Here is an 11,003-nt window from a genome sequence, read left to right as displayed (position 1 = left end):
ACAAGGATTCATAGATGAGCCTGAACTTTCTAGAATTTGAAAAGCCTATCGCTGAACTTGAAGCAAAAATCGAAGCGCTACGTGACGTTTCGCGTCACGGTGGTGACACAGCGGTAGATCTAGACAAAGAAATTGAACAACTAGAGAAAAAAAGCTTAGAGCTTAAACAGAAAATCTTTAGTGACTTAGGTGCGTGGCAGGTAGCTCAACTTGCTCGTCACCCTCAACGTCCGTACACAAAAGATTACCTGGAGCATGCCTTCACAGAATTTGAAGAGATGGCGGGCGATCGCGCTTACGCTGACGACAAAGCAATTGTGGGTGGTATGGCTCGTCTAAATGGTCGTCCTGTTATGGTTATTGGTCACCAGAAAGGTCGTGAGACTAAAGAGAAAGTGATCCGTAACTTTGGCATGCCAAAACCAGAAGGTTACCGTAAGGCACTTCGCCTAATGGAAACGGCTGAGCGTTTCAACATGCCAATTATTACTTTCATCGACACAGCGGGTGCTTACCCAGGTGTTGGTGCTGAAGAACGTGGTCAATCTGAAGCGATCGCAAAGAACCTTAAAGTAATGGCTGGCCTTTCAGTTCCCGTTATCTGTAACGTTGTGGGTGAAGGCGGTTCTGGTGGTGCACTAGCGATCGGTGTTGGCGACTACGTGAACATGCTTCAGTACTCTACGTACTCAGTAATCTCTCCAGAAGGTTGTGCTTCAATCCTGTGGCGTGATTCAGATAAAGCACCACAAGCTGCTGAAGCGATGGGCCTAGTTGCTCCTCGCCTGAAAGAGCTAGAACTTATCGACGAAATCATTCCTGAGCCTCTAGGTGGCGCACACCGCGATCCAGTACAAACGGCTCAGAACATGAAAGACATGCTAGTTAAACAGCTAGAAGAGCTAGAGCAGTTTGACAACGAATCGCTTCTTGAGCGTCGTTACCAACGCCTAATGAGCTACGGTTACTGCTGATAAGTGTGCCTTGAAATGAGGCAGCTTCAAGTAACAAGATGATGAAAGGGTTGGACTCAGTGCCAACCCTTTTTTATTATTAGAATATTCCCCCGTCAAACCTACTCTCATGGTTCACTCGCTCATGACTCACTTAATCGAAACCTTCACATCGGTACTTCATCAAAGCGCACTCAAGCCTAGTCGATTGATCGTGGCTTTCAGTGGCGGTGTTGATTCTCGAGTTTTGTTAGAGTTAGCGGCGCAGTACTCGCGAACGCATGGCATTGAGTGTCGTGCGGTACATGTTCATCATGGCCTAAGCGAAAACGCCGACCACTGGGTAGAACAATGCCAAACATGGTGTGATGCTTTGTCGGTTTCGTTAGCAGTAGAAAGGGTCTCGTTGGATATCAACTGTGGTGAGAGCGTTGAAAAGCTTGCTCGAGATGCTCGCTACCAAGCTTTTCAGCAGCACATCAGACAGGGCGATGTGCTTGTTACGGGCCAACACATTGACGATCAACTTGAGACTTTTTTGCTGGCGTTAAAACGTGGTAGTGGTCCGAAAGGACTCTCTTCAATGGCGAAAGTGATGTCGTTTGGCGAAGCGTTTATTGTGAGGCCTTTGCTGTCAGTGACTCGAGCGGATATAGAAGAATCTGCGCGCGACATGGGGTTAACTTGGGTCGAAGATGAGAGTAATCAGGATCTGCGTTTTGACCGTAACTTTATTCGCCATCAAGTAACGCCAACGCTGACTGAGCGCTGGCCTAGTTTTCGCGAGTCGGTAAGTCGCAGTGCTCAGCTTTGCGCAGAGCAAGAGTTATTGCTCGATGAGTTGCTTGAATCACACTTCCTGCAAGCTTTGGTAGGCAGTAACAGTAAGAGCTTAAGCATTGAGGCGTTATCTCAGCATTCTGATTTGTTACGAGCACGTTTGATCAGAATGTGGATCAGCCATTGTAATCAACCGATGCCAAGCCAAAAGCAGCTAAAACTTATTTGGGATGAAGTGGCTTGTTCTCAGGCAGATGCCAATCCTAAGCTGGTGTTGAATGATGTTGAGGTTAGGCGCTTTAATAATCAGCTCTATTTGGTACAAGACACCAAAGATTTGTCGAACTGGGTAAGTGAAATCTTGATTGATGAGAATTTACTATTACCTGATGGTTTAGGTGAGATCCACTTAAACTCATTACCGAGTGATTCTGTTACTCATAACTGTGATTCGCAAAGCTTTAGTTTGTCGAAGACAAGCGAATCACTACGAGTTATTTTTAACCCTGAAGGGCTCTCGGCTCATCCTGTCGGGCGCGGGCATAGCAGAAAGCTCAAGAAGCTCTTTCAGGAATACCAAGTACCCAGTTGGTTAAGACGCAGAACACCCATATTAATGGATGGTGATCGAGTGATCGCTGTTTTAGGATTATTCGTAGATAAGGACTACGAAGGTCAAGATTGTGAAGCGCTTTGGAGCAAGTAGAAAAAGTTTGTGTCACAATTCGGACGTCACTTTAATAAAAATAATTAATGGAATATGCAATGAAGAAAATTACACTAGGATTAGTTCTTGGATTTGGACTATTGAGTGGTAACGCTCTGGCGGGTGATGTTGCTGCAGGTCAAGCTAAAGCAGCGATCTGTGCGGCGTGTCATGGTGCTGATGGTATCGCTATGATTCCGGGTTACCCAAACCTGAAAGGACAAAACGAGCAGTACATCGTTTCATCAATCAATGCGTACAAAACAAAACAGCGTAATGGTGGTTTGGCCGCTGTAATGCAGGCTCAAGCTTCTATGTTGAGTGATGAAGACATCGCAAATCTAGCCGCTTACTACGCAAGCCTTAAGTAAAACCTTCTCAAAGCGCTGATTAAACAAGACGATAAATTTCGAGCCAGAGCTTTAAAGCTCTGGCTTTTTTCATTGAATGTTTACTATAGCTAACCGATAATGACCTATTCGCACAGTTTAAGGGATGAACATGAAAAAGATTGAAGCCATTATTAAGCCATTCAAGCTTGATGATGTACGTGAAGCACTTGCAGAAGTGGGCATTACGGGTATGACAGTATCTGAAGTTAAAGGCTTTGGACGACAGAAAGGTCATACTGAGCTATACCGCGGCGCAGAGTACATGGTCGACTTTTTACCTAAAGTGAAATTGGAAATTGTTGTGACCGACGAAGTGGCTGACCAATGTGTTGATACCATTATCGAAACGGCTCAAACTGGTAAAATCGGCGACGGTAAGATCTTCATTACTGACGTTGAACGTGTGGTACGTATTCGTACTGGCGAAGAAGACGAAGACGCCGTATAAAAAAACTATTACCCTAAAAGGAGCGTTTATCGCTCCTTTTTCATTTCTGGTAGGGTGCTGTATGTTTAAGAAAACCATCATTGTTATCGCAGTTTTGATAATACTTGCTGTTGCTAGTTTTCATCTTATCTTCGTGATCCCGAATAAACCTAACCTGATCACTTCCTCTCAAAATACCAGTAATGATATCTATAGCTGCTATCAAAACTCGAAACCGAAGGCGATTGATGTGTCTGACGGATTGAGTCTCACCGTGTGGAATATTTACAAGCAAAACCGCAGTAATTGGCAGAGTGAACTGAATAAGCTGTCGGCAGGAAGCGATCTAGTGTTATTGCAAGAGGCGAGTATGACAGAAGGGCTTCGCCAATGGGTGACGAGTGGCCAGTGGGGAAGTACTCGAGTGAATGCGTTTGAAGCCTTTGAGCAAAGTGCAGGCGTACTCAACCTAGCAACTCATTTACCGATTGAAGCTTGTGCTTATACTCATGAAGAACCTTGGCTTCAACTGCCTAAATCCGCGCTTTGGTCGCGCTACCAACTAAGTAATGGCGAAGAGTTGGCTGTGATTAATATCCACGCGGTGAACTTTACCTTTGGTACGGAAGATTACGAGGCTCAGCTCAAGAGCTTAACTGACAATCTGCAACAGTATCGTGGGCCTGTTATTTTTGCTGGGGATTTTAATAGCTGGAGTGAAGCTCGCTTTGCTGTATTGAAAGATGCGTTGGAGAAGGTTGGTTTGACGGAAGTTGCCTTTGAGCCAGATAACCGCACCCAATTTATTACAGGACTGGTGCTCGACCATGTGTTTTATCGTGGCTTAGAGGTAGAAAAAGCAAAAGCGCCCATTACGGACGCTTCTGATCATAACCCTATGCAAGTGACCTTTAAGGCTAAATAGTTATTAGCTATTGGAGCTTAACCATTCGCACGGTGGTTACGTTGGGTAATCTAACGGAGCAAATAGGCTAGAGAGTTTTCGCTAGCCTTATCTCTTCAACTTAAAAGATTAAAATGTAGAGCGCCCAGATTAGGTAGTAGCCAACCCATGGTAAGCCTGAAATCACAAGCGCTTGCCCGCGTTCAAACTCAGTCCACGTCAATACTGCGGCATAACCCAGCACGATGTACCATGGCAGCAACAGTGGTAATGAGCTAGCAAACTGCGACCAGTCACTGGTGAGCGGTAACTTGATTAAGCCGTTTAAGCTGTTCAAGTCGGCCGCGTAGTTCATCACATGTCCGTGTTTGAGTATGAGGCTTGCGTAGCTTGCCACGTCCCCTAATACAGCCGGGAACATCACAACAGATGAAGCTGCAAACCATCGCCAGTAACTGTGCTGATGTTGGCTTGGTTTGGTTGCTAGGTTAAACCAAAATGCCAACAGGGCGATGGTTAACGTTCGGCCAAACACATCGCTGATGATTTCACTCGCGAGTAGGGTATTGCTGTCAAGTAACGCCAATTGGTCTGGGTTAGTTTGAGCGAGTTGCTGTGACAACTCTGCGCTTAACCATGCAAAATCTACATTCGAAAAATAGGCACCCCAAAATAAAAATGGACTGAGTATTAATACGACGTAGGGTTGCCATCCCCAAGCACTTCGCTGATAAAGCGCTAAGAAACAAGCTGTTGGTGCTCGGAAGATATCCAACAGCATGACGAGTGGGTTACTTGACGGGTTCATACACTTACCTTAGTTACATCAACATACAGCTTCAGTTTCTGTCCTGGCTGTAGGTATTTTTTGTTCTGTAAAGTGTTCCATTTTACAACATCTGCACTTTTTACTTTGAACTTTGATGCAATACCGCTGACTGTGTCACCCGATCTTACGTTATAAAAGATAGTGCGGATGATGGCACCGTCTGAACCATTCTTCCAAATGACCAATTCTTGACCAATGCGCAGTGTGTCGCGTGGCCCCATGCCATTCCACTTAGCCAGTGATTGGTGAGATACCTTATTTGCGCGTGCAATCGTCCATAAGCTGTCACCACTTCTTACCGTATGGCTTAGCTTATATTGGCCACGACTCTTCGACTGTGTGCTTGCTAGGCGGTTTGAAGCGCTTAGCGCGTACGTTTTGTCGTCTTTGGTTGAGGTTGGGATAAGTAGGTGCTGACCAATACGGATATTGTTGTTGCTCATCCCGTTTGCAGAGCGAATCACTTTGCTGGTGGTGTTGTATTTACTCGCCAGTACGCTAATGCTATCGCCAGATTGCACTTTATAACGCACCAACTTCATGCCTTTGCCTTTATTGGCGGCCACTTCTTTGTTGAACTTCTCAACAGAGCTTAGAGGAAGCAATAATTGCTGATGTTTTTCTGGTGCTGTCGCCCATTGGTTGTAAGCTGGGTTGTAGCCTTGCAGCTCTTTTACCGGAATGCCTGCGTAGTTTGCTGCAATCGCCAGATCAAGTTGTTCGTCTGGGTTAACCAGTGTCAATACCGGCTTGTTAGGGATTGCAGGAATGTCGATGCCATACTTTTCTTGGTTGGCAATCACGTCAGCCAGTGCAAGTAGCTTAGGCACGTAGCTGCTGGTCTCTTTTGGTAAATCCAAAGAGAAGAAGTCGATTGGCTTACCCAGCTTCTTGTTCTTGCGGATAGCACTGCTTACACGACCACCGCCACTGTTATAGGCAGCAATGGCATGATTCCAATCGCCATCGAAACGTCTGTTAAGGTCTGATAGGAAATCCAATGCAGCGTCGGTAGAAGCGGAGACATCACGACGACCGTCGTACCAGAAGTTCTGTTCTAGTCCGTAATCTTTGCCTGTGCCAGAAATAAATTGCCATAGACCTGCAGCGCTGCCATGAGAGTAGGCAAACGCATCGAAAGAACTTTCTACAACCGGCAACAATGCCAATTCTAGTGGTAAGCCTTTTTCTTCAATCTTAGTGGTGATCAGATAAAGGAAGGGTTCAGCACGTTGTGAGACGGTTTTTAGATGACTAGGGTGCTTTAGATACCAAGTTCGGTAGTAATCGACCTTCTTTTGGTCTGGTACTTCCATTTCAAGTTGCATCGCAATACGTTTCCAAACATCTTGTTGTGTTTGTGGAGTAACGACAGGTGCTTCAACTTTGGGTTCTTCTTTGGTCGCTTCTGATGAAACGTTCGCTTGAGAAACTTCTTTAGTAGGAGATGTGTTGGTTTGCTCGGAAGCTTGGTCTGGATTCTCTGACTGAGTTAATTGGCAACCAGAAAGTAGTAGTACCAAAGCCCAGCTGTACTTAACTCGCATGTTACAGCCTTTTTAATAAACGGCCGATGATAATACTTGCCACCCCCTATGAGTGACAAGTCTGTATTTGTTAAAATTCGTTCTTCCACGTACGTAAAGCGGTGAACACTGACAGAGGATCAGTGTTTTCGGTGCGGTTAGAGACTGATTTGATTACACTTGGCTCGGTGTAACGCAAGAAAGGGTTAACGAACTTCTCTTGTCTCAAATTTGTGGGGATGGTCGACTTATTTTGCGCACGCAGTCGGTTCACTTGGTCGCGATATTGCTGCAAATGTTGGTTATCAGGCTCAACAGCCAGTGCGAAAGCGATATTGGCGGCAGTGTATTCATGGGCACAATAGACTTCGGTTTCTTGAGGAAGTGCCGTGATCTTGTTCAGTGCATCAAACATCTGTTGTGGTGTGCCTTCCATGATTCGGCCGCAGCCAGCTGAAAACAGCACATCACCACAAAATAGTTTTGCATCACCTACATAACCAATGTGCCCCGCAGTATGGCCACTTAGCCCAAGCACTAGGAACACTTCACCAAACAGTTCCAGCTGGTCACCGTCATCGACTGGGTGAGTTAGGGTTGGAATTGGCTCATTTCTAGGGCCTACGACGTCTACGCTTGGGAATTGTCTGACTAACTCTGGAACGCCACCAATGTGATCATGGTGGTGGTGTGTAATCAAGATTGCATCTAAAGTTAGCTCATGGTGTGCTAAGTACTCTAATACTGGAGCAGCATCACCAGGGTCGACGACAGCACAACGGCGATCGCTATTTTGAATCAGCCAGATGTAATTGTCGTTAAATGCAGGTATGCTTTTGATATGTAACATTATTGGTTCTCCAGTCACTTTTAGTGAGACAGAATAAGTGAGACAGATTATTGATGAAGCCAGCACGTAGCAGAAAAAAGTTTGAATGTCCTTACACTTGGGCACAGTTGCACAATGGGGACTGGTTGAGAGAATCTATTCAAACTCGACTCGATGAGTGGTGTCCAAAGCTATTTGGCTACCATATGCTCAAGCTTGGCGGCCTCAGTAGTGAGATTTCTAGCTGCACATGCAACATTCAACATCAAGTAAACCTAGATATCCAGAACCCATTACATAATGTGATAGCGGATGGCTATAATTTACCCTTTTTAGAGAAAAGCTTTGATGTTGTGGTGCTCAGTCATCAATTAGATTATAGCAACGACCCTCACCGGTTATTGAGAGAGGTTGATCGAGTAATGATGGATGATGGCTATATCATCATTACTGGCTTCAATCCGTTTAGTATTACCGGACTCGCAAGTTTACTGCCTTGGCGGAAGAACAGTTTGCCTTGGAGTGGGCGTATGTATACGCCAAATCGTGTGAAAGATTGGTTAGGTGTGTTGAATTATGAAGTGATTCACTGCGATACCTATGCGCTATTTCCGATGAGTAAATATCAGGCGATGTGGACTTGGTTAGAGAACAGCTTGGGTGGCTGTGCATCCTTTGCGGGAAGCCAATATTTTATTGTTGCTCGTAAGCGTACTTATCCGCTCAAACCGATTAAGCCTCATTGGCACCTTAAACGACGCTTTTCTCCTGTAGGTGCAAGCTTTAGAACCAATAGCCGTCGCACGCAGCATTCGAACAAGGCTTCATATCCGCTAAAAACAGAAAAATCCGACTAGTCGTTGGCTTTTCATCTATTAATTAGGCTAAGAAATTATCAATTAGCTTGGTTGGTAGCCAGTATCTTCTTGAGTTGGGTTCTCAGCAGCGGTTCTCGCTAGGTCATCACACATTTCGTTCTCTCTGTGTCCTGCGTGTCCTTTTACCCAACGCCAATCAACACTATGACGTGCGGTCTCTTTATCTAGCCTTTGCCAAAGGTCGGCGTTTTTAACTGGCTTCTTATCTGCTGTTTTCCAATCACGCTTTTTCCAGTTATGGATCCACTGGGTGATGCCCTGACGTACGTATTGGCTGTCTGTTGTTAGAATCACAGAGCAGGGTTCTTTGAGTGCTTGAAGCGCAATGACTGCGGCGAGCATTTCCATTCGATTGTTGGTCGTCAGTGTGAAGCCTTCTGCGAGTGTCTTTTCGACTTTTTTATAGCGAAGTACGATGCCATAGCCACCGGGACCTGGATTGCCTAAACAAGAACCATCAGTGAAAATTTCAACTTGTTTCGTCATGATTTGATACTATTACCTCAAGCACATTATCGGCATAGTCTGACACAGATATCCTTATGAATACCAGTAGCACTCCAGAACAAAGCGTTGACGCAGCAGCGAACTCCAAATCAGAAAATGGGGCGAACGCAGAAAACAAACGCATCATTGTACTCGATACCGAAACAACCGGTATGAATACGGAAGGTGGTCCTCACTATATGGGTCATCGCATCGTAGAAATCGGTGCCGTCGAGATCATCAACCGTCGATTGACCGGGCGTCATTTTCACGTCTACATCAAACCCGATCGTGCCATTCAAGAAGAGGCGATTGGCGTTCACGGTATTACTGATGAGTTCTTGGTAGATAAGCCTGAGTATCAAGATATTCACAAAGAGTTTCTCGACTTTATCAAAGGTGCTGAGCTGGTTGCTCACAATGCGCCCTTCGATACGGGCTTTATGGACTATGAGTTTGAGAAGCTTAATCCTGCGATTGGTAAAACGGATGACTACTGTAAAGTTACCGATACCTTGGCAATGGCGAAAAAGATATTCCCAGGTAAAAGAAACAACCTAGATATCTTATGTGACCGCTATGGTATTGATAACTCACACCGTACTCTCCACGGCGCTTTACTCGATGCGGAGATTCTAGCTGACGTCTATTTATTGATGACAGGTGGACAAACTTCGCTGCAATTTAACGCTGGCCAACAAGATGGTGGTGCAGAAAGTATCCGAAGAGCAGAAAGTGGTCGAAAATCCCTAAAGGTTTTACGAGCTACGGCCGATGAAGTAGAAGCGCATCAAAGTCGTTTAGATCTCGTCGAGAAAAGCGGAAGCTGCCTCTGGCGTCAGTAGGGAGAAAGTATGTTAAGGGTATTGGCTACCGGTTACTTATTGCTGTTAAGCTTTAGCTTGCATGCGGCAACGGAATCCGTAATGAGTTTATTGGACAACCGCTTTCGTGTTGATCCCAGTATTGAACAAGTCACCTTTGTGATTTATCGAGCCGATAACTCTAAACCCGTCGTTTTGGTTCGCCCTGACGGCAAGAAGTACTACGCTTGGCGCAATGCCGATAATGTCCGTTGGTACGAAGAATCATCAATGGACATCATATCTATCGACAAACCGATGCCGGGCCCTTGGCAAGCGGTTGGTAAGGTCTCACCTAAGAACAACATCAAGCTATTGTCTCACCTTGTTTTAGATGCCAATGACTTCCCAGACAAACTGTATCAAACCGAAAATATTAAATTTACGGCTCGTTTGACATCAGACGGCAAACCTTTAGTGTTGCGTGATTTTTTAGATCGCGTAAAGCTTAAAGTTACGTTTACTAAGTTCGTTGAAAATGAAGAGTCTTTAGTGAGAGAGGCGCGCCCAATTCCAGTTGTGATGGGCGAATTTGCCGATGATGGCAGTGGTCTTGATGAACAAGCCGGAGATGGCGTTTTTACTGTGTCGTTACCGATTGATATTGAGCCGGGTAAATACCGTGCGCGTATTACTTCTGGCAATGGTGTGTTCCTTCGAGCGCAAGAGCAAGAGGTCTTAGTCTATCCAACTCCGCTCACCACGACATTTATTCAGTCTCGTAAAGAAGGGCTGCCTCATACGATAGTCGTATCAGGTGAGCCGGGTATGATAGCCCCAAGTTCATTAGCCGTTCATGTTGAGCATAAAGCCCCTGATGAGTATGTAACGTATAAGCAAGGGCAAGCTGAAGTCGATGCGATGAAAGTGCCTTTAGAGGTGCCTTACAATGGTGATTTAGGGATTTATAGTTGGTCAGGGATGGTTTACGCCACCGATGCTTCAAGTCAACGTCCACTGATCTTTCCAATTACAGAACAATCATACAGCGTTGTTGAAGATATCGATTTAGCGGAGTCAAGACGCCTTCAAGAAGAAGCGTTAGCCGAGCAAAAACGTATTGCGACAGAGTTGATGATTCTTCAGAAACGCGAAGATGACCGACAACGCAGTATGATCATCATCGCCATCGGTAATGTTGTCGCAATTCTCTTGGGTTTATTGATCTGGTTTGTGATTCGTAAAGTGACCGCGAAGAAGCAAGCTCAACCAGAGATGCAGCTAAGAGCTCCTAAATAAAACAGGAGTCGACGCTGACAAGGTCATTCAGCGTTCGCTTTAGCTCATAGATGTAATTAGTTCATCGATGTAAGTAGCTCATGGATGTACATTACGACTACTTTATTGTGATATAAAAAAACGGGACTCTATGAGTCCCGTTTTTGCTTCTGGTCTATCTCGTGTATCTGGTTTCGCAACTGAGTTGCTTA

12 protein-coding genes are annotated in these 11,003 nt (G+C 45.3%); 8 read left to right on the top strand and 4 right to left on the bottom strand.

The features are described 5' to 3' along the window. The first annotated feature begins 14 nt into the window (after positions 1 to 14). From accA to AC3CKG_RS12440, 5 genes are all read left to right on the top strand, one after another. Complete coding sequence (gene accA / locus AC3CKG_RS12460; RefSeq protein WP_017107195.1) at positions 15 to 974, top strand: acetyl-CoA carboxylase carboxyl transferase subunit alpha; 960 nt, start codon at positions 15 to 17, stop codon at positions 972 to 974. 124 nt (positions 975 to 1,098) lie between these two features. Then, positions 1,099 to 2,439, top strand: coding sequence for a tRNA lysidine(34) synthetase TilS (gene tilS / locus AC3CKG_RS12455; RefSeq protein ID WP_488528416.1), 1,341 nt, complete (start codon positions 1,099 to 1,101; stop codon positions 2,437 to 2,439). A gap of 59 nt (positions 2,440 to 2,498) precedes the next feature. After that, positions 2,499 to 2,810, top strand: coding sequence for a c-type cytochrome (locus AC3CKG_RS12450; protein WP_004734334.1), 312 nt, complete (start codon positions 2,499 to 2,501; stop codon positions 2,808 to 2,810). A 130-nt stretch (positions 2,811 to 2,940) separates the two neighbouring features. After that, positions 2,941 to 3,279: a nitrogen regulatory protein P-II gene (glnB, locus tag AC3CKG_RS12445; RefSeq protein ID WP_004738609.1), complete on the top strand. Its 339-nt coding sequence runs from the start codon at positions 2,941 to 2,943 to the stop codon at positions 3,277 to 3,279. A gap of 61 nt (positions 3,280 to 3,340) precedes the next feature. Further along, a complete protein-coding gene (locus AC3CKG_RS12440; protein WP_102543587.1) occupies positions 3,341 to 4,183 on the top strand; it encodes an endonuclease/exonuclease/phosphatase family protein in 843 nt (280 codons plus the stop codon). Positions 4,184 to 4,283: 100 nt separating this feature from the next. On the opposite strand, the gene AC3CKG_RS12435 is transcribed toward AC3CKG_RS12440, so the two are convergent. From AC3CKG_RS12435 to gloB, 3 genes are all read right to left on the bottom strand, one after another. Further along, on the bottom strand, positions 4,284 to 4,970 hold the full coding sequence (locus AC3CKG_RS12435) for a YIP1 family protein (protein ID WP_017110376.1): 687 nt from the start codon (positions 4,968 to 4,970) through the stop codon (positions 4,284 to 4,286). After that, the gene (locus AC3CKG_RS12430) at positions 4,967 to 6,538 is read right to left on the bottom strand and encodes a LysM peptidoglycan-binding domain-containing protein (RefSeq protein ID WP_488528415.1); all 1,572 of its coding nucleotides are present in this window, start codon (positions 6,536 to 6,538) and stop codon (positions 4,967 to 4,969) included. The genes AC3CKG_RS12435 and AC3CKG_RS12430 overlap by 4 nt, the downstream gene beginning before the upstream one ends. A 70-nt stretch (positions 6,539 to 6,608) precedes the next feature. Next, a complete protein-coding gene (gloB, locus tag AC3CKG_RS12425) occupies positions 6,609 to 7,367 on the bottom strand; it encodes a hydroxyacylglutathione hydrolase (protein WP_017107201.1) in 759 nt (252 codons plus the stop codon). A 53-nt stretch (positions 7,368 to 7,420) separates the two neighbouring features. On the opposite strand from gloB, the gene AC3CKG_RS12420 reads away from it, so the two are divergent. Then, entirely contained in the window at positions 7,421 to 8,203 is a 783-nt protein-coding gene (locus tag AC3CKG_RS12420; protein ID WP_488528414.1) for a class I SAM-dependent methyltransferase, read from the top strand. A gap of 42 nt (positions 8,204 to 8,245) precedes the next feature. Here the strand turns inward: AC3CKG_RS12420 and rnhA are convergent, their stop codons facing one another. Continuing rightward, entirely contained in the window at positions 8,246 to 8,710 is a 465-nt protein-coding gene (gene rnhA / locus AC3CKG_RS12415; RefSeq protein WP_017107203.1) for a ribonuclease HI, read from the bottom strand. Between the two features lie 56 nt (positions 8,711 to 8,766). On the opposite strand from rnhA, the gene dnaQ reads away from it, so the two are divergent. Both dnaQ and AC3CKG_RS12405 read left to right on the top strand, forming a co-directional pair. Beyond that, complete coding sequence (dnaQ, locus tag AC3CKG_RS12410; RefSeq protein ID WP_170960633.1) at positions 8,767 to 9,555, top strand: DNA polymerase III subunit epsilon; 789 nt, start codon at positions 8,767 to 8,769, stop codon at positions 9,553 to 9,555. 9 nt (positions 9,556 to 9,564) lie between these two features. Beyond that, a complete protein-coding gene (locus tag AC3CKG_RS12405; RefSeq protein ID WP_099165299.1) occupies positions 9,565 to 10,812 on the top strand; it encodes a TIGR03503 family protein in 1,248 nt (415 codons plus the stop codon). Positions 10,813 to 11,003 lie beyond the last annotated feature (191 nt).

This window comes from Vibrio sp. QJM3NY_15 (genome assembly GCF_057785995.1).
This window is presented reverse-complemented; position numbering and strand designations above follow the sequence as displayed.